The sequence below is a fragment of the Faecalimonas nexilis genome (assembly GCF_059731825.1).
Window position 1 is genome coordinate 386,494 of sequence record NZ_AP029189.1, and the last position, 19,393, is coordinate 405,886.

General features: G+C 35.7%; 15 protein-coding genes. 12 read left to right on the plus strand and 3 right to left on the minus strand.

All coding sequences use genetic code 11. The features are described from left to right. Nucleotides 1–16 precede the first annotated feature (16 nt). Together AC6I5B_RS01755 and AC6I5B_RS01760 are read left to right on the plus strand one after the other, a co-directional pair. Nucleotides 17–937, plus strand: a complete 921-nt coding sequence (locus AC6I5B_RS01755) for a HamA C-terminal domain-containing protein (protein WP_004611816.1) — start codon at nt 17–19, stop codon at nt 935–937. A gap of 16 nt (nt 938–953) precedes the next feature. Continuing rightward, a complete protein-coding gene (locus AC6I5B_RS01760; protein ID WP_004611817.1) occupies nt 954–3,494 on the plus strand; it encodes a DEAD/DEAH box helicase in 2,541 nt (846 codons plus the stop codon). 438 nt (nt 3,495–3,932) lie between these two features. On the opposite strand, the gene AC6I5B_RS01765 is transcribed toward AC6I5B_RS01760, so the two are convergent. Then, complete coding sequence (locus AC6I5B_RS01765) at nt 3,933–5,183, minus strand: site-specific integrase (protein ID WP_330673970.1); 1,251 nt, start codon at nt 5,181–5,183, stop codon at nt 3,933–3,935. Nucleotides 5,184–5,359: 176 nt separating this feature from the next. After that, nucleotides 5,360–5,956, minus strand: coding sequence for a helix-turn-helix domain-containing protein (locus AC6I5B_RS01770; RefSeq protein ID WP_004611820.1), 597 nt, complete (start codon nt 5,954–5,956; stop codon nt 5,360–5,362). Nucleotides 5,957–6,237: 281 nt separating this feature from the next. Between AC6I5B_RS01770 and AC6I5B_RS01775 the strand changes: the two genes are divergently transcribed. Next, on the plus strand, nt 6,238–6,426 hold the full coding sequence (locus AC6I5B_RS01775; protein WP_004611821.1) for a hypothetical protein: 189 nt from the start codon (nt 6,238–6,240) through the stop codon (nt 6,424–6,426). A gap of 9 nt (nt 6,427–6,435) precedes the next feature. Here AC6I5B_RS01775 and AC6I5B_RS01780 read toward each other — a convergent pair whose 3' ends face one another. Continuing rightward, the gene (locus AC6I5B_RS01780; protein ID WP_071143769.1) at nt 6,436–7,545 is read right to left on the minus strand and encodes an ISAs1 family transposase; all 1,110 of its coding nucleotides are present in this window, start codon (nt 7,543–7,545) and stop codon (nt 6,436–6,438) included. Between the two features lie 71 nt (nt 7,546–7,616). Here AC6I5B_RS01780 and AC6I5B_RS01785 point away from each other — a divergent pair, with 71 nt between their 5' ends. From AC6I5B_RS01785 to AC6I5B_RS01825, 9 genes are all read left to right on the plus strand, one after another. Beyond that, on the plus strand, nt 7,617–7,892 hold the full coding sequence (locus tag AC6I5B_RS01785; RefSeq protein ID WP_412364202.1) for a hypothetical protein: 276 nt from the start codon (nt 7,617–7,619) through the stop codon (nt 7,890–7,892). A 121-nt stretch (nt 7,893–8,013) separates the two neighbouring features. After that, entirely contained in the window at nt 8,014–8,181 is a 168-nt protein-coding gene (locus AC6I5B_RS01790) for a hypothetical protein (protein WP_207661702.1), read from the plus strand. A gap of 261 nt (nt 8,182–8,442) precedes the next feature. Then, nucleotides 8,443–8,844 carry a plasmid mobilization protein gene (locus AC6I5B_RS01795; RefSeq protein WP_004611826.1) on the plus strand — a complete coding sequence of 134 codons (402 nt, stop codon included), beginning with the start codon at nt 8,443–8,445 and terminating at the stop codon, nt 8,842–8,844. Further along, a complete protein-coding gene (locus AC6I5B_RS01800) occupies nt 8,823–10,655 on the plus strand; it encodes a relaxase/mobilization nuclease domain-containing protein (RefSeq protein WP_004611827.1) in 1,833 nt (610 codons plus the stop codon). Before AC6I5B_RS01795 ends, AC6I5B_RS01800 begins: the two co-directional genes overlap by 22 nt. Before the next feature lie 128 nt (nt 10,656–10,783). Then, nucleotides 10,784–11,053, plus strand: a complete 270-nt coding sequence (locus tag AC6I5B_RS01805) for a helix-turn-helix domain-containing protein (protein WP_004611828.1) — start codon at nt 10,784–10,786, stop codon at nt 11,051–11,053. Nucleotides 11,054–11,068: 15 nt separating this feature from the next. Beyond that, nucleotides 11,069–12,340: a DNA cytosine methyltransferase gene (locus tag AC6I5B_RS01810; RefSeq protein WP_004611829.1), complete on the plus strand. Its 1,272-nt coding sequence runs from the start codon at nt 11,069–11,071 to the stop codon at nt 12,338–12,340. 17 nt (nt 12,341–12,357) lie between these two features. Continuing rightward, nucleotides 12,358–14,946, plus strand: coding sequence for a DISARM system SNF2-like helicase DrmD (drmD, locus tag AC6I5B_RS01815; protein ID WP_412364198.1), 2,589 nt, complete (start codon nt 12,358–12,360; stop codon nt 14,944–14,946). Nucleotides 14,947–14,955: 9 nt separating this feature from the next. After that, entirely contained in the window at nt 14,956–16,653 is a 1,698-nt protein-coding gene (locus AC6I5B_RS01820; protein ID WP_497773559.1) for a site-specific DNA-methyltransferase, read from the plus strand. Then, complete coding sequence (locus AC6I5B_RS01825) at nt 16,653–19,385, plus strand: DEAD/DEAH box helicase family protein (protein WP_004611832.1); 2,733 nt, start codon at nt 16,653–16,655, stop codon at nt 19,383–19,385. The genes AC6I5B_RS01820 and AC6I5B_RS01825 overlap by 1 nt, the downstream gene beginning before the upstream one ends. The last annotated feature ends 8 nt before the right edge of the window (nt 19,386–19,393 follow it).

Below are 19,393 nucleotides of genomic sequence, written 5' to 3' on the forward strand. Positions count from 1 at the left end.
GAAATGAAGAAAAATTATGGGTAAATTGCAGGAAAGTGAAATCACTAAAAGGTTAATGCCAAATAAGGCTCTTTTTGCTGATATTCATGTGATATCGAAAAAATTTGATATTTTGCCAGATGGTAATGTTCATTATGGTGCAAGTATAGCGTATCAAGATTTACAAGAACTTCGAGAAGATTTTTTAGTAGATTTAATGGATACGATAGTTGATTGGATTTATAGTGCGGATAAATATGCGGTGTTGAAAGAAAAGGAAACGAAAAAAGGAAAATCTGAGGCAACGGCGCATGCTTCTGTTCAACGAAGGGCAAGAGATAAGTTTCGTAAAGGTTCCGGCAATACTCTTTTGGTACAAGGGCAATTTGGAGAATTATTATTGTTTCATTTTATACAAAAATGTATGAAGGCGGTTCCATTATTAAGAAAAATGAAAATTACTACATCATCACAACATGAAAGATTTGGTGCGGATGCTATACATTATAAGGTTGAGAACGGAAAAAATATAATAATTTTGGGTGAAGCAAAAACGTACTCGAGCAAATATAAGTTTAATGCAGCATTTGAAGATGCTTTAAATAGTATTTTAAATACCTATAAAACACACAGAGATGAATTGAATCTGTATGTGCATGAAGATTTTCTGGATGAAGAAATGAATGAAATTGCTGAGGAGTATTTGGATAAGAGACTGCAAAATGTAGAAATCCATTTAGTAAGCATAATTGTGTATGATGAAACGAAGAAAATAAATTTGACAAATGAAAACGATATCAGAAGACAAATAGAAGAAATTATTGAAATGAGATATCGTGATTTTGATAATTCAAAAATACCGATAAAAGAAAATATAATTCTAAAAAGAATGACATATATAGTTTTTCCTATATGGAAGTTAGATGAATTAATAAAAGAATTTCAAGAGCAGTTATAAATTGCAGGAGCAGAATATGGAACAAAAAGTTCAAGAAGTGTTACAGAAGTGGTTGGAAATAGATTTTTATTATATTGCAAATAAGGCGGGATTCATAAACAAATCTCTGGCAGTAGAGCCCCAATTAATTAATGATACAGTAAGATGTTTGGACTATCTTACTTCTATGAAACAAGGGAAAGAAAGCACAAATTTAGTTATTACATTGATTTCGCTGATGTGGACATATGTAAATCATGAAAAGTATGATTTACGTTCTTTTGTTGTGAAAATATTATCAAGAATAGGTTATCCTACTTCTGCAATTATAGCTGATGATTATTTTGATAAAGAAAATTGTTTGTTTACTTCGCTTAGCAGCGTGGTGGATCAAATTACTGTTGGGTTAAATCAAATTAGTAATGAGGTGGAGGTAAATGGGAAATATTTCCTATTAACAAATTTTCAAAAAAGAATTTGGGATTCAATGGATGAAAAGAAAGTGATTGGTATATCAGCACCTACTTCAGCTGGAAAGTCCTTTGTTATTTTACTAAAGATTATTAAAAAATTGATGAATGGGATTTATGATATTGTATATATAGTTCCAACGCTCAGCTTATTAAATCAAGTTACGGAGGATTTCCATACATTGTTGAAGAGTATGAAAATATCGCAATATAGAATCTCAAACACTTTTTTACCTACAGAAAAGAGTGAAGCAAATTGTATATATGTAATGACTCAAGAGAAAGCAATAGCAGCTTTCGCTAATGAAGAAAAAGCATTTGAAAAAAGAATGATTTTGGTTGCTGATGAGATTCAGAACATTGAAAGAATTAAAGAAGAGACAGATGAAAGAGCCAAAATTTTATTTGATACACTTATGGAATTTAGATATAAGAATAATGTAGAACAAATAATAATATCAGGACCAAGAATAGAGGATATTGATAAATTAGGAAAGAGTATATTTGGAATAGAGACTGAAGATATTAGTACGGATATAAGTCCGGTTTTGAATCTAACCTATAGTATTTGCAAAATAGATAAAAAATATTATTTTAAACAATATTGTATGTTGAATTCGAATCCGAAATGTGAAGAAATAACCAATTCAGATATAATATATGGGTACGGAAAAAAATTATATAACCTTCAATATTTGGATTATTTATCGTATTTTCTTGAACATATAGGAAAAAATGAACAGAATATAATATTTGCGCCTACAGCGCCTACAGCTAGAAAAATAGCAGATTATTTGTCGCAGAATAAAGAAGATAAAGAAAGTAATACTGATTTAATACAGTATTACAAAGATACAATACATGAAAAATATACGTTATGTAAAACTTTAGGAAGTGGAACAGCGTATCATCATGGGAAGCTTCCTATGCATGTTCGTAGAACCTTGGAAAAAGCGATAGTAGAGAAAAAGATAAATAATATCGTGTGCACAACAACTCTGATGCAGGGTGTTAATATGCCAGCACAAAATATTGTCATACGAAATCCACATTTATATTTAAAAAAGACAGATTCGGCTGCAGAACTTTCAAATTATGAAATGGCAAATTTAAGGGGAAGGGCAGGACGTTTGCTCAAAGATTTTATTGGCAGGACATATGTTCTTGATGAAAGTGCTTTTGCTGATGCAGATGGATATGATCAATTGGAATTGTTTGAAGATGTTACGAAAGAATTGCCTTCAGGGTATGGAGAACGATTTGAAGAATATCGCGAAGATATAGAAGATGTTATTGAAACAAATAAAACAGTAGATCATAGCATGAAGAAATATGGTTATTTGATTTCATATATTCGACAATCAGTTTTACGATACGGGAAAGGATCACGGCGAAAAATGCAAGATGTGGGAATTAAATTAACACAAAAACAAGTGGCGGCAATAATCCATAAATTGGAAACACTTACTATTCCGAAAGATATATGTATTAAAAATAGATATTGGGATCCATTTGTGTTGCAAAAAATATTTGAAGACTATAAGGAAGCGGTTCCGGTGTCACCTTACGAACGCGGTGCAAAAGCTAAATTAAATAGAATGTTGAAGTATATGCGTGATACAGAAGAAACTTCATCAATGTATGAACGTTATGTTCCATCAGAGTTGCAGAAAGGTTCTAATAGATCATATTTAGTTAACTTATGTATGAAATGGGCGACAGGTGTTTCGTTGCATGATATATTAAATGAGGAACGTTATTCTGGTGAAACGGGAGCGGATGAAATAGAAAGAACGATACAAGTTTTGCAAAATGTCGTATCATTTAATGTACCATTATTATTGAAACCAATATTTGATATAAAGAATCCAGATAGCATTTTCCTGACATGTATACAGTCGGGAGCAACAACAGAAACAATAAAAATGATGATAGAATTAGGTATTCCGCGAGAAACAGCATTGTATTTATATGATGAAGTTTTTACAGGAAAACAAAAAGAGAGTGATGATGAAGAGGATTTAGAGCAAAAAATTCGTAATCAACTTCAAAAATCATTTAATGATTTACCATATTGGGTACAAGTGCAATTAGATTTCCTTATTTGATGATAACAAGAATATGGTAACAACAGTTCAGATAGTTCATACAAAAGTGTTAGGAGTGTTAAATCGAGATGTGAAGTTCATGCTTACACAAACAGATATTCTATCAATATTGGAGAAATTAAAACAGGAAGAATAGTTTTTGTTGGCTCTATTTTGGCTCTGATAATTTGATGGGAGAAAAATATCAGATAAAAATCAGGGAATATGAACACAAAACAACACAAATGTGTACTGAAAAGTACCTAGATTATCCTATCTGCACCCGAGTTTGAATAAGAGCCACAAGTCTTGGAATCCGCTAAACAAGCGGATTCCGAGACTTTTTCTTTTGCTCTGCTACTAATTTGCTACTAATAGCAACTACTCTTTTTTCTATCGTCTTCATATGGTTATTATTAACTTTAATAGCAAGAAACCCTGATGACTGCTGAATTTCTTCTATATGATCTTTCTTTGTGGCATCTGGATGATTTTCCCTGATGCGGTATTTGGTGGTACTAACGCAGGTCCAAACTGAGGTCGGATTGTTACATCTGAGCCGTTGTCCTGAGCATGAGATACTTCACAGGTGATACCTATTGCTTCAAGCAGAGGGTTATCAGATGGTGGTTCAGGTGTTGGCGAATCTGTTGCCTGCAATGATTCCAGACTATGCACAAGCTCCTGCTGTTTATGTGGAAACAGATGAGAGTATGTGTTAAGTGTTGTGGATACTTTCTCGTGTCCGAGCCTGTCTGCTAACATCAGCGCATCACAGCACTGATTAATAAGTAAGCTGGCGTGCGAATGCCTGATATCGTGGATTCGTATCTTCTTTACATCTGTGTTTTTGCAACCTCTTATCATCTCGTGTGAGAGATATGATTTTGTTACCGGGAACAGCCTTTCATCTGCGTCAGGCATATACCTTGACTGGATATAGTCTGATAGCTCCTGGCAGAGAAAATCCGGAATCGGAATCTTTCGCTTACTTTTTCTTGTCTTAGGTGATGTAAATACATCTTTTCCTTCTATCCGCTGATATGTTCTGTTGATGGATATTGTCTTGTTATCAAGGTCAATATCAGCAGGTGATAGAGCAAGCAGTTCACCTTCTCGCATACCAGTCCAGTACAGGACTTCAAAGCATATATACGATAGCGACTTGTCTTTTACACCCTCACGGAAAGCAATATATTCATCGTAAGTCCAGTAATCCATTTCCTCAGCCTTTGCTTTTCCAATGGTGCCTGCCTTGCCGCAGGGATTGGTGTTAAGGTCATAGAAACGCTTGGCGTAATTGATGATGCTGTTAAGCTCCGTGTTAATCTTTTTCAGATAGGTCTGGGAGTAATTATTCGGCGAACTCATAAGCTTCGCCTGCCATCTTCGTACATCAGAGGCTTTGATTTCATTTATCGGCTTGCTACCGAAGAATGGAAGAATATGCGTCTGTAGTACCGCCTTTTTTGTCAGAAGAGTTGACTGCTTAAGTCTTGCAGCCGTATCCTCCATATAAATTTCATAAAGGTTTTGAAATGTCATGTCAGGATTGGCAGACTGCTTTTCCAGAAAATCCCTTTCAAATCCTAAGGCTTCCTTTTTGGTGGCAAAGCCTCTTTTCCACTTCTGTTTTTTGATTCCCTGCCAGTTCGTATAATAGAACTTGGCGAACCATTTACCAGTTTTTTCATCTTTGTAAGCTGTCATGAATATCATCTCCTTTTTGTAAAATTGTTGTGCAATCATCAAAAGGCTATGATATAATCTACTTGTTCAGGGTGATTATAAAGCCTTCGGGTCAATCACTTACATAGCTTCGGTTATTCCTTTTGCGAGAAGGAGTGTGCCGGAGCTTTTTCTTTACTAAAGGTGTAAGCCTGCAATTATTCAGTTTTTGAATCGGCTTCATTATCCAGTCTGGAATCCTTATAATATGCCAACATATCTGATTTCCATGAATCAAACTTTTCTTTTGAAATTTTTCCTGTCTGAAGCATATTCTTCTTTTCTATCCAGTTTTCCATAAAGAGACAGAAGTCTGCATCATATTTTCCATTGCCTTTGCCATTAACCTTGATCCCGGCAGTCCATTCAGGACTTTCAGGAGGTTTGGTGTTGGTCAGCTCAAATGAAAAATCAGTAAGTTCAGTTATGGCAAAGAGAGCATTGATTACATCTGACATAGTGTGGAATTCATATGCCGGATATTCAGCGGTAGTATTATCTTTTGGAGTATTAGTATCTTTTGCAAATAAAAGCTCCTGCCATGGAACATTTAATTCATTAGCAATCTGTTTTAAAACATCTATCTTTAACAGTATTTCACCAGATTCATATTTCTGGATAGTACGTTCTGATTTTCCCAGACGCTGTGCAAACTCCTTTTGCGTGATCTTTTGTGCTCTGCGCTGCTTCTGTATTGCCTTTCCGATTTCTTCTGAAGAGGACATAGTAAGTTTAATGGAATCAGAGTAAGCCATTCTGTTCACCTTCCTTTATATGAAATAGTCCGTTGTAAAGATACGTATTAGGTTGATATTAAATGAAATACGTATCAGTAAGTGACTTGTTTATGATTGTACGATTACTTTATCATAAACAAAAACGAATTGCAAGTGCGTAATTATAAAAAGTTCTATTGACAAATTTTGAAAAGGATATTAAAATAAACACGAATTAGAAATACGGATTAAATGAAGAACAGGATAGCTGTTTTGTAAAACACGTATTTAAAATAACGATTTATGAAAGGAGGAGCTGCATGAAGGGTATAAAGGAAGCATTCATAGATGCAGGTGAGATAAGCCAGATGCTTGGTATCGGGATGACGAAGGCATATGCAATTATAAAGGAATATAATGCAGAGCTTGAGGCAAAAGGTTATTTCACCATGCGGGGTAAATGTCAAGCCAAACGCATGAATGTGCTCCTCAACCACACCATATACTAAATTCAAAAATTATAAAGACATAATCTTCTCTAAATGCTTTTCTGGATTTGTTCCAATCACATACCGTTTCTTTTTCATGCTTAACGGACGGCTTCCTACCTCTAAAATTTTTAACATATTCAAAGCCAGTTTTCTTATAATGTTCAGATTATAGGATGCCTGCTTTTCTAATGTGTGATTCCCATCTTCTCGAAAGGTTACATCTAAATGCCAATGATAGCTTTCTATCATCCAATGACCACGCACAGCTCGCTCTGCTTCTTCTATATTGGTCGACAGGCTGCTTATGAAATATCTTTCTTCTACTGTTGTACTGCCATCTGTCCCTGCTATTGTATTACGAGTCATGATAATGCTTTTTAATCCTGCCCATTCTTTCTTCCGGCTTAACCAGCTGATGTCTTCTGTCTGCCAGTATTCCCGTTTCTCAAGGTTCCCCCTGGCCTTTTCTATCCGGTTTTTATAAGCGCATTTCTCACGAAGTTCTTTATCTGCAAAATATTCCCTCACATCTTCCAGAAGACTCCCCTGGTTTGCCTTTAATGCCAGAACATAATCCGCACGCTTTTGGCGGATTTTCTTTACAATAGCCACCTGGGTTCCCATGGCATCTGTTGTTATGATTGTCCCTTTTATATTCAGATGGTCCAACAGTTCTGGGATTGCTTTGATCTCATTTGTTTTTTCTTCTACTCGTTTCTGTCCCAGGCAAAAGCCTCTTTCATCTACAGCACTGACAATATGATTCGGTCTCTGGTTCTTATTTCCGTTCCCTCTCTGGGTTTTTCCGTCAATCGCAAGCAGGCGCTTTACTTTCTCCCCCTCATCGCTGCTTAACATTTCATTCCACTTTTGCTGAAAACTTTCCAGAAATTCAGTGGGCACCATTGCAAAAACTCTTTGGAGTGTATCATGGGAAGGGATTCCATTTGGAAGTTCCAGATAATTTTGCAAAAAATCTTCATGTTCTTTTCCAAACATCTCAATCTCTACCCAATCATCTGCATTTGCAAGCGTAGCAAAAAATACAAGCAGGATAATATCCGCCATCTTATGCAAAACTTTCTTCTCCTGTCTTATGTCCATCACCGTACCTGCATAGTCTAAAATCTCTTTCATAGGAACACCCCATCCTTTTTTCTTTGATTATATCAAAAAATCCGGACAGGGTGTTCATAATTTATTCATTCATGCGTTTGTCGTGGGGTAAATGTCCAAGGAAGTACTTTGAACAGAAAATCTATGGTTACGAAGATTATTACAATCTGGATTATGAGCCACAGCGTAAACGAAGCAAGGTTGCAGAAGAAATGGATTATGAAGCGGCAGTTGGGGATTCTGTGATAAGTGAACAGGATGAAGTGGATATACCGCCTGAAACAAATGAATTGTCGGAAGATGGTGCTGAGATAGCAGAAAATGTGATGTTGGATGCAGATGTAATGGTGAAAGAGACAACTGAATAGGTGAATCCAGCGAGTGGGGGCAAAAAGCGCCCCCAAAACGTGCAAATGGGGGCAGAAAGCGCCCCCAAAACCACAAAGTGGGGGCAGAAAGCGCCCCCGCACAAATCAGAGCCGAAAAAGTGTGGAGGCAAAAAGTGCCGTCAAAATGCAAAAGTGGGGGCAAAAAGCGCCGTCAAAACAGCAAAGTGACGGCAAAAAGCGCCACCACTCAGATAAGCGAGAAAAAAGTCATGGTGGCGGAAAGTGCCATCAAAATGGAAAAGCGGTGGCGGAAAATGCCACCAAATAAGCAAAGTGATGGCAAAAAGTGCCACCACTTTTAAATCAGGTGGAACTTCAACCACCATATCAGTAATTGTGGTGGTACATTAACCACCACATATCATATACAGGGTGCAGGTGCTCCTGCCAAGACGAAAAATTATGTAAACGCTGATGCGTTTATATTTTTTCGGGAAAAGGTCCGACCTTTTCCGCATCTTGCAAAACCTATAAGCAGAACTTTTAGAAAGGATGAAAAAAGCAATGGTACAGATAAAAAGAGATTGGTTTGATACAGAATTTGGAAATTACGAAAGGGGAAAAACGTATGGCAGATGGAAAGAGAAGATACAAGTCTGACAGGAAAGATTATAAGATATCGGTGAAGCTGTCAGAGAAAGATATGGATATTCTGAAAGCGGCACTTAAGCGAACAGGAATGACAGCAAGTGCCTATATAAGAGAATTAATTCGGACAGGAGGCAACATTGATACAAGTTATCCAGAGGACAGGGCAAAAATAATTCGTGTTATTGCAGGTATTGCAAATAATATTAATCAGGTGGTTAAGCTTGGCAATTCACAGGGAAGATTGTATTACAGCGATATTGATAAATTGCAGAGCAGTATGGATGAGGTAAAGAAAACATTCGGGGAGGTGATGGAAGTATGGCGATTACAAAGATCCTAAATATCATGGAATCGGAAGGTAGAAATCCAGCATCACACCTAAAGAATGCTTTGGAATATATTCAGAATCCAGATAAGACAGAAGAATGTGTACTGGTGGGCGGTATTAACTGCCTGCCGGATACAGCATTTGAGCAGATGGAAGAGACAAAGAACATTTTTCATAAGACGGGTAAAAGGCAGGGGTATCATGTGATCATATCATTTTCACCGGAAGAAAAAGTGACGGCAGAGCAGGCAATGTATGTGCTGGAGCACTTTGCGAAGGATGTGCTTAGTGATGATTATGAGGCTGTGTATGCAGTCCACACAGACAGAGAGCATATGCATGGACATCTTATCTGGAACAGTGTCAGCATGACAACCGGCAAGAAATACAATTCACCGAAAAGCAACTGGAAGAATCATCTCCAGCCTATCACAAATAAATATTGTGATGAACTTGGACTTTCCATAATGCCGGCAGAGTACAGCAAGAATCCAAAGAATATCAGAAGGGACAAGTGGGAAAAGGAAATGTCCATGAAAGAAATAATTCTTCGTGATGCCAAGATGTGTGCATATGCAGCCGGAAATGTGGAGCATTTTAAATATCTGATGAAAAGACTTGGATATGTATTTAAGAAAGACGCATGGATGGAGGTGCAGGCACCGGGATTTCGGTATTATCATAAACTGGCAAAGCTGGACGAAATGTTTTCAGAGGAGACGTTAAGGCATCATGTGGATATGCCCTGGATGGCAAAGCCTTACTTTTATTCGTCGGATATCAGAGGATTGCACCGAGCGAAGCTGTCACCATTCCAGAAGAAGTTTTATGCAAAGCTGTACAGGTTAAGGATTGTAGAGCAGAAGCGCTTTGTAGTTGGCGGAGCAAAGTATACAGAGGATTTGAAGAGGTTTCATCGGTTGCAGGACGAATATCTGCTACTTGTAAATAATGACATCAAAAGTGTTGTGGATCTTGTGGATTTCATAGGTGAGCAGGAAGAAAAAATCCAGCAGATTGAGGACAGACAGCATGAGATATACAGAGAAAGCTCTAGTCGGAAACGCAGTATAAAGAATGAAGAGCAGTACCGGGAATATCAGATATGGCATGTGGAAGTGCAGGAAGAACTGGACGAACTGAAGCAGGAGAAAAGGGAAATTAAGAGGCAGATACAGCTTGCGGATGACATTATAAAAGAAGATTTGTATACAGTTTATTATGCGGTGTCGGGGAATGAGGAGATTGTTGCTGACAGGGATGTTGAGATACCGGGGATGGAAGAGAATACTGAGGTTGAGAAAGTGGCGGCAGCAGTTGTTAAGCCTGATGCAAGTGTTGAGGTAATGAATCTTAATAATAATCAGAATGAAATAGGCAGACAGAAAGAGCAAACAGATAGTGCGAGAAAACAACAGACTGGTTTAGAGGGTATAGGAATACCAGAGGTTCATAATTCGTCTTATGTGAATGTGGCAAGACTGGACGAAAGTACAACTGATGTAACAGGTAAAAGTGAATTTGTGGAAACTAAAGAAACTGAGCCTGTGGACAAAGTTGGTTGGATTGTCAGGAGAATATTAGAGCTTGGCGGTTATGAAAATATCAGTGATTCAGTTAAGGCAGATGTATTCGGATTCGATATTGCTGATGTGAGTGGAAGCATAAGGTTGTTCTCAGATGTAATGAAAAGGCTGGGGATGAAGCTTGATGGGGATGAGCTTTATGAGGAGTTTCAGAGGATTTATGATGAAGCAGTTAGCAGAGATGTTGGTAAAGATAAAGCAGAAGATAAGATGTGGAATAGGGGCAGAGGGAGATGATTCCTCTGCTGACTTATTTCAAAACTTGAAAAAAATGTTCGAGAAATCAAATAAAGTATTTTACAACGAAATTGAGATAATATATAATAAAATAGTGAAATTATATTCCTAAAAGCACGGAGGATAATATGGCTGTATCATACAATAAATTATGGAAATTAATGATCGATAAAAAAATAAATAAGAGCAAGTTGTGTAAAAAGATAAAAATTAGTAGTAGTACTATGGCTAAAATGACAAATGAAGAGATGGTTGCTATGACCGTATTAGAAAAAATATGTGCCGAATTGGAATGTGATATATCTGATATTATGGAGTTTACTGATTTAGCTGAAGTAAAGAAAAAAATCCATAATGAGAATACAAGTCCAGATAATGGGACAGTAAATGTGAGATAATGAGGTAGAACAACCATGAATGAAAATGGATTAAATTATATTGATCTCTTTGCTGGTGCCGGTGGACTTTCAGAAGGATTTATTCAAAGTGGCTATAGACCAGTAGCACATGTGGAAATGAATGAGCATGCAGCAAAGACAATAGAAACAAGAATAGCATATTATTACTTAAAAGATAATGGCAAAATTAAAAGTTATTATGATTATGAAAAAGGAAAAATAACCAGAGAACAACTTTTGGAGAAAATACCAAAAGAGGAACTTAAGACTGTAATTAATAAAGAAATGTCAGAATCCACGATTAAAGGGATTTTCAACACAATTGATGATATCAAAAGGGAAAAAGAAATTGATAAGATTGATGTAATTATAGGTGGTCCTCCATGCCAAGCATATTCTTTAGTGGGAAGAGCGCAGAGCAGTCATATGATTGTTCCGATGGAAGATGATCCAAGAAATGAATTATATAAGATGTATGTTCAATTTCTTAGAAAGTATAAGCCAAGAATGTTTGTGTTTGAGAATGTAGCCGGAATAAAGACTGCAAGAGGTGGGGCAGCATTTAAAAATCTTCAGACATATATGAAACGTGTAGGTTATGAAATTGATTATCATGAGTTGAATGCTCAGGATTTTGGAGTATTACAAAGTAGAAAAAGAGTAATTATAGTGGGTTGGCTTAAAGGCACAGGATATGAATACCCATCATTTGATGTAATTCATAGTAAAGCAGAAGTATGGGATTTACTTAACGATTTGCCAGTGTTAAAGCCTGGCGAAGAGGCTATAGAGCATACAATGACAGATATGCGCAGATTAAAAAAATATGTAAAAGATAATGACATTCGTGTGAAATCGGATGTGTTAACAGGACATATTGCAAGACCACATACTGCACAAGACATTGAAATCTATAAGAGAACAATTGATATGTGGTTTGAAAACGAACAGCATGAACGTTTGAAATATGATGATTTACCAGAAGATTTGAAAACACATAAAAATAGAACTTCATTTGTAGATCGATTTAAAGTTGTTGAGGGTGATATGGATCATTGTCACACAATACTTGCTCATTTATCGAAAGATGGACATTATTTCATTCATCCAGATATAGAGCAACATAGATCAATTACAGTGCGGGAAGCAGCAAGAATACAGTCGTTTCCAGATAATTATTATTTTGAAGGACCAAGGACAGCACAATTTGTTCAGGTGGGGAATGCGGTTCCGCCAATGATGGCAAAGGTAATAGCAGATAAAATAAAAGAACAATTAAGAAAATAAAATTGGAGGTTTTGCAAATGGGTATTGTTGAAAGTACATATGCTGAGTTAAAGCAACAAGAATTGAAAAATAATTCATATAGTTGTTTGCATATGGCTGATATTGACATCAATCCTCATCAGGTTGAAGCATTCACATTTGCACTATCTTCATTAGAGCTTGGTGGAGCAATTCTTGCAGATGAGGTAGGTCTTGGAAAAACTATTGAGGCTGGCTTGGTCATCAAGTATTTGCTATGCAGTGGAAAAAATAAAATACTACTTATTATGCCATCAAATCTGCGAAAGCAATGGCAAGTTGAATTAGAAGAGAAATTTGATATTGATTCATTAATTGTGGATAGTTCTAACTGGGAGGATTATCTCGCAAAGGTAAGGAGTAAACAAGCAGTAATTATTGTTTCCTACCACTTTGCCTCAAAAAGAAAAGCAGAGTTCGGAAAGATAGCTTGGGATTTTTGTGTATTTGATGAAGCACATCGGCTTAGGAATGTATATAAGAATGGTTCAAAGATGGCTAACTCATTATATGAATTAACAAAGGGAATTCCAAAGATTCTATTAACTGCGACTCCTATGCAGAATACTTTACTTGATATATATGGACTTGTTCAGTTTATCGATGATAGAGTTTTTTATAGTAAGCAGATATTTTCCGAAAGATATTTGCGGGGAGAAGATTACAATGATTTGAAGGCTTGTTTAGAACCTGTTGTGCAAAGAACTTTACGAAAAGAAGTAGCAGATTATATCCAATTTTCAGAGCGTAAAGAAATGACAATTGATTTTGAACTATCGCCAATGGAGATAGAACTTTATGTGATGATAAATAATTATCTGAAAAAGGAAATCTTGTATGCTTTGCCCAATTCACACAGAACACTTATTACATCTGTTATTAGAAAATTGCTTGCATCATCAAGTATGGCAGTTGCAGAAACCTTCAAGGTATTAAAAGGCAGACTTGAAACTTTGAAGGAAACAACTAGAACTGAATCAGCGGATGAAAGTATTGATTTTTTCCTTAGTTTTTTTGATGATGATGAAATAGAGACGGATGATGATAGTAAGCAGGATGAATTATACACAAGAGAAAAGGTAAATGAATTTATTCAGCATGAAATAGATGAGGTAACAGCCATTATTAATAAAGCTGAAAGTATAAAAAGAAATGCGAAGATGACAGCCTTGAAACAGGCAGTGGAGAAAGCTTTTGTATTTCAAAATGAAGCTGGCATAAAACAAAGAATTGTTGTGTTTACGGAATCTATTAGAACGCAACAATACATGTTTGAAGAATTATCTCATGCCGGATATGAAGGTCAGATACTTAAGTTTAATGGTAGTACAAATGATCCTGTTACTAAACAGATTTATAAGGCATGGGAAGCTAGAAACTATGGAAAGTATGTGGGTAGTAGAAATGTTGAATTGAAGAATGCCATCGTAGAAGCATTTAGGGATGAATACAAAATTTTGCTTGTAACAGATTCCGGTTCGGAAGGATTGAATCTTCAGTTTTGTAATACGATTATAAACTATGACCTTCCTTGGAATCCGCAGAAGATAGAGCAGCGAATTGGTCGCTGTCATCGTTATGGACAAAAGAACGATGTTGTGGTTATTAATTTGCTTAATACTCAGAATGTAGCAGATAAGAGAGTATATGAAATCCTTTCTGAAAAATTTGAGCTATTTCAAGGCGTATTTGGTGCATCAGATAAAGCTATTGGATTATTAGAAAGTGGAGCAGATTTTGAAAAAAGAGTTACACTTATATATCAGGAATGTAAAACAACATCAGATTTTACAAAGCAATTTAAGGATTTGGAAAAGGAATTAGAAAAGAAAAGAAACAAGAAAATGGATGAACTGAAATCCATATTTACATATAAAACAGAGGAACAACATAAGTCTCATTTTAATATTATCATGAAAGAAATTGCTGAATATGATTCACAGTTTAAGTATTGGAATAGTAGAAGTAAAGAGGAAAATGAGATATTTCCAAAGTACTATGAAACTAATATAGACTTGGAAATTCCGGAAATTCAACACGGATATTTACTTATTGGTAGTTCTTATGTTGGAGAGATTATTGAAGATGCAGTATTTGAAATTATTGATATAACAGGAAAAATATATGGCGCTTCAGATGTGTTGGCTAGAGAGCTTTGTGAAAAATTGAATGAGCAGTGCTTAGAAGAAGAGACTCCTAATAATCAAGAAATCCTTTTATATATTGATAAAGTGGATGAATTTATGCAACAGAAATATACAGAATCTAAAAGAACAGTTTTGATTGCTAATCAGAAAAAATTGGATAATTGGCTGCAATCAAGAAAAGAGGAATATTTGCTTAGAGTCAAGGATACATCAGAATTAGACGAGCTTAAAGAAAAATATGCAATTGAAGGCGATTTTAGACAGAAGATTGCATTAAAAAAACAAATAGAAATTTTAGAAGAACAGAAACAAAAAATGGTACGGGCATTTCATGATGAAATGTCGACATTGGAAGAAGAGACTGTAAATATGCAGAAGCAGTTTGCAGAAGATATATTGGTAAAAACACAACTGGTAACAAAGATAGTGATTAAGTTTTAGGAGGCTACCATGGATAAAAAAGGAAAGTTAGAATTGACATGGGTTGGTAAATATGAGGAAGAGAAACTAGAACCGAGAATATTAATTGAAGATAAATCAAAATCATATGGTGAATCGAATACAGAAAACATGCTGATTCATGGGGATAATCTGTTGGCACTCAAAGCTTTGGAAAATAAGTATACGGGGATGATAAAGTGTATTTATATTGATCCACCATATAATACTGGAGCGGCGTTTGAACATTATGATGATAATTTAGAGCATTCTATTTGGTTAGGAATAATGAAAAAAAGATTAGAAATCCTTCGTAATTTACTTGCCGAAGATGGAACTATTTGGATTCAGATAGATGATGAAGAACAGGCATATTTAAAGGTATTGTGTGATGAAATTTTTGGAAGAAGTAATTTTGTTAATATGATTTCCGTAAATATGAAAAATGTTGCAGGGGCATCTGGTGGAGGCGAAGATAAGCGATTAAAGAAAAATTGTGAATATATACTAGTGTATGCTAAAAATTATGATTTGCTACCTCTATTTAATGGACCATATAAATATACTGAAATGTCTGAATTGATACAGCAGTACATAGACGAAGGTAAGAGCTGGAAATATACAAGTGTTTTGGTTAATCCTGGAGAAAAAGAATATATCGGATCAACTGTTGATGGTGATGGAAATGAAATTAAAATATATAAAAGAAGTGGAGTTGAAACATTATCTATTAATCAAGTTGCTAAAAGAGAGGGATTAACTACACAAGAGGCTTATAAAAAATACGGAATAAATGTATTTAGAACTACCAACGCTCAGACTTCAATAAGGACAAGAGTTATGGATTACAGAAAAGAAGCTGGTGTTGAAGATGAATATCTATCAATAGAATATATTCCTAAAACTGGAAAAAATCGAGGCGTAGTTTATGAACAGTTTTATAAAGGGGATGTATGCAATTTATTTGTTTGGTTAAGAGATACTTCAGAGATAATAGATGGAAAACTGTATAAAAAGGATTTACAGGGAACATATTGGGACATGAATGCATGGATGAAGAATTTAACTAAAGAGGGCGATGTGACATTCCCTAATGGTAAAAAACCAGAAAAGCTACTGAAGCAAATTATTGAAATGACAACATCAGAAGGAGATATGGTATTAGATAGTTTTTTGGGGTCAGGAACTACGGCAGCTACAGCACATAAACTCAATAGAAGATGGATAGGAATTGAGATGGAAAATCAAGCTTACTCGCATTGTAAAGTTAGACTTGATAACGTAATTGATGGTGAACAGGGAGGAATTTCTAAAGAGGTAGGTTGGCAAGGTGGCGGGGGATATAAATTCTACGAACTTGCAGAACCATTACTTGTAAAGAACAAAGTTCTTCCTGTTTATCAAATAAATCCATCTTATACATGGGATATGGTATGTGAAGCTATTTGCAAGATAGAAGGATTTACCTATGAACCATCTGGGGAGTTTCAAGGACATTCATCAGAGAATCGATTCATACATATCACAGAAGAATTTGTTAATACAAAGTATGTGATGTCGATAATGAAGAACTTAGGTGATAAGCAGAGTTTACTGATTTATTGTAAGAAAAATCAAGCAGATATGATGCTTCCAGAGAATGTTGAAGTGAAAAAGATACCAAAGGATTTATTAGATAAATGTAATTTTGAAAGCGAGGTGCAGGAATAATGAGTTCAGTAGATAAAATCAAATGGGCTATGAGCCTGCGTGATCCTCAGTATGAAGCGCTACAATACTTTGATGCAATCAGTTCCAAGATTGAATATAGAACTAGTTCAAAAGCTGAAGCAGAGGAAATAGCATCAGAGAATTGCCAAGCTCCACATACAATATCTGTAGATAAGGAATTTGATTTTCCATCATTCTGCTTTGATATGACAACCGGTATTGGTAAGTCACGTTTAATGGGTGCATGCATTTATTATTTGTACAAGACAAAAGGGTACAAACATTTCTTTATTCTGGCACCAGGAAATACGATTTATGACAAAATGCGTCGAGAGGCGGTCCCGGGACATCCAAAATACATGTTTAAGGGACTTGAAGCAGAGATGGGAAGACCCAAAGTTTATGATGGGGAAAATTATTTATCATACCCGGTAAGATATATCCAAGAGGAAATGGTGGTAGAAAAAACATCTGATATTCAGATATTTATCTTTAATATTTCAAAGATTTTTACTAGGGGAGCTATCGAATTTAAATTTCACAAGTTTAATGAAAATTTGGGTGGCTCTTTTGCGGATGTGTTACGTTCGTTTGATGACTTGGTTATTTGTATGGATGAAGCGCATCGTTACTATGCCCCAGCATCAAAGAAAGCGATTAATTATCTTAATCCAGTGTTGGGATTAGAATATACTGCTACACCTAAAAGTACAAATAAGAATATTATTTATCACTACGGATTAGAGGATGGAGCTGGGAAGTTTTTGAAGATTCCGGTTGTTATGGGAAGAACAAATACAGCAGGATATTCAGATGATGATATAGAGGAAATGAAGTTGAAAGATGGAATCAAGCTTCATGAGAGAAGAAAGTCCATCGTATGTAAATATTGTATAGACAATCAGTTAGAACAGGTAAAGCCGATTGTTTTGATAGCTTGTAAAGATACAACACATGCTAGAAAAATAAAAGAAAAAATAGATTCTGATGCTTTTTTTGGAGGCCGTTATGTTGGCAAGGTTATTGAAATTGACTCAAGTACAAGTGGTGCAGAGACAGAAGAGAACATTCAGAAATTACTAACCATTGAGAAAAATACCAATCCCATTGAGATTGTGCTGCATGTATATAAGCTGAAAGAAGGTTGGGATGTAAATAATCTGTTTACAATTATCCCTCTTAATGCTGCAAAGAGTGATATATTGGCACTTCAAACTATTGGTAGAGGATTGAGGCTTCCTTTTGGTGAGATAACGGGTATTGAGGAATTAGATACCCTGGATATTGTTGCTCACGACCATTATCGAGAAATTGTTGATGATATCAAGAATAACCCTGTATTTAAGAAGAGAAATCTTGATGAGGAAGATATACCGAACACAAAAACAGTTATGGTAGAGCCAGCAGTTGAGAACCAGCAGATTTCATTATTTGATGAAGCGTTATGCGAAAGTAAAGTGAAATCATACCAAGATTTGAATAATGAAAATGTGGTGGAGAATCTGTTTGCTGAGTATCAGAAAGCATTTGCAAAGAAAGTAGCACCCAAGAAGTCCGAAAGTGATAGTGGACAGATGTCTATTTTTGATTATTTTGCTAACGATGATGGAAAAGAAACAAGTGATGGCACAGCATCAGATTACAAAATGACACAGACGAGCATTGGTACTGATGCAGTTGATACATCATTTACTGTACATCAGGGGGATGGTTCATTGCAGATTGATTTACAGAAGTCATCTGGTAGTAAGAATGTATTGCCATATGCAAAACAAGAGTTTATCAAGAAAGTTGAAGAGTTAAAGAAAGTTGCTATATCTGTTCCCAAAATTGGAATTAGTTATAGTTCAACAATTATATTTAAACCTTTTACTGTTAAGCGAAACATTATGGATTTTGATGTTGCGGCATCGAGAATCGAGAGGTATGACGCTGTAAATGGTAGGTTGTTGCAAGTGCTGGATGCAGACGCACTTATTGTAGAAAATCCTGAGAATATGCTTGCAGTTTCTTTATTGGAGAGTATTCCAGAGTTTAGTTCTGATGATGCAGAATTTATTCTTGATGTGGTTGATCAGTATCTCGCATTAATCGAAGGTACGGATGAAGTAAAAAAGAAGATTGTCCGTAGATATGCAACTGTTATAGTAGAGGACTTAAGAAAACAGATATATGCGTCAAAGGAAGAAAGCACTGAGTTTGTATTTAACGTTCAGAAAGACCTTATTATATTCAAATCATTTGCGAAGAATATGAAGGAAAATGGACGACTGAATTTTAAGAAGGAAGTGCCAGATAAGAAAAATATTAAGCAATATTTGTTTGAAGGCTATAAAAAATCATATTATGCAGAGAATGCATTTGATAGTGATGATGAGAGAAGGTTGTCCGTGGTATTAGAAGAGGATTCAGAAGTTATTAGATTTATAAAGCCGCCTTTGAATCAGTTAGGACTATTTTATAAGGCGGCAAAACAGTATAATCCTGATTTCTTAGTAGAGACGGCTGATAAGAAATATATGATTGAAGTGAAGGCTGCAAATCAAACAGATAATGAAGATGTACAGGAAAAAGCAAAGGCTGCAATTAAGTGGTGCGAATGTGCATCACAGGTGGATGCGGACGGAAAGACTTGGGAGTACCGCCTAGTGCCAGGGGATAAGATTATAGTAGGTAATACATTCAAATATGTAATTGGTATGGCAATTCCTGTTGTAGTAGACGGAGAATAAACGGAGGT

What these genes read in the sequence shown, in the direction of transcription:
- AC6I5B_RS01755 (WP_004611816.1), top strand. Translation starts at nt 17, where the DNA reads ATGGGTAAATTGCAGGAAAGTGAAATCACTAAAAGGTTAATGCCAAAT.
- AC6I5B_RS01760 (WP_004611817.1), top strand. Translation starts at nt 954, where the DNA reads ATGGAACAAAAAGTTCAAGAAGTGTTACAGAAGTGGTTGGAAATAGAT.
- AC6I5B_RS01765 (WP_330673970.1), bottom strand. Translation starts at nt 5,183, where the DNA reads ATGACAGCTTACAAAGATGAAAAAACTGGTAAATGGTTCGCCAAGTTC.
- AC6I5B_RS01770 (WP_004611820.1), bottom strand. Translation starts at nt 5,956, where the DNA reads ATGGCTTACTCTGATTCCATTAAACTTACTATGTCCTCTTCAGAAGAA.
- AC6I5B_RS01775 (WP_004611821.1), top strand. Translation starts at nt 6,238, where the DNA reads ATGAAGGGTATAAAGGAAGCATTCATAGATGCAGGTGAGATAAGCCAG.
- AC6I5B_RS01780 (WP_071143769.1), bottom strand. Translation starts at nt 7,545, where the DNA reads ATGAAAGAGATTTTAGACTATGCAGGTACGGTGATGGACATAAGACAG.
- AC6I5B_RS01785 (WP_412364202.1), top strand. Translation starts at nt 7,617, where the DNA reads ATGCGTTTGTCGTGGGGTAAATGTCCAAGGAAGTACTTTGAACAGAAA.
- AC6I5B_RS01800 (WP_004611827.1), top strand. Translation starts at nt 8,823, where the DNA reads ATGGCGATTACAAAGATCCTAAATATCATGGAATCGGAAGGTAGAAAT.
- AC6I5B_RS01805 (WP_004611828.1), top strand. Translation starts at nt 10,784, where the DNA reads ATGGCTGTATCATACAATAAATTATGGAAATTAATGATCGATAAAAAA.
- AC6I5B_RS01810 (WP_004611829.1), top strand. Translation starts at nt 11,069, where the DNA reads ATGAATGAAAATGGATTAAATTATATTGATCTCTTTGCTGGTGCCGGT.
- drmD (WP_412364198.1), top strand. Translation starts at nt 12,358, where the DNA reads ATGGGTATTGTTGAAAGTACATATGCTGAGTTAAAGCAACAAGAATTG.
- AC6I5B_RS01820 (WP_497773559.1), top strand. Translation starts at nt 14,956, where the DNA reads ATGGATAAAAAAGGAAAGTTAGAATTGACATGGGTTGGTAAATATGAG.
- AC6I5B_RS01825 (WP_004611832.1), top strand. Translation starts at nt 16,653, where the DNA reads ATGAGTTCAGTAGATAAAATCAAATGGGCTATGAGCCTGCGTGATCCT.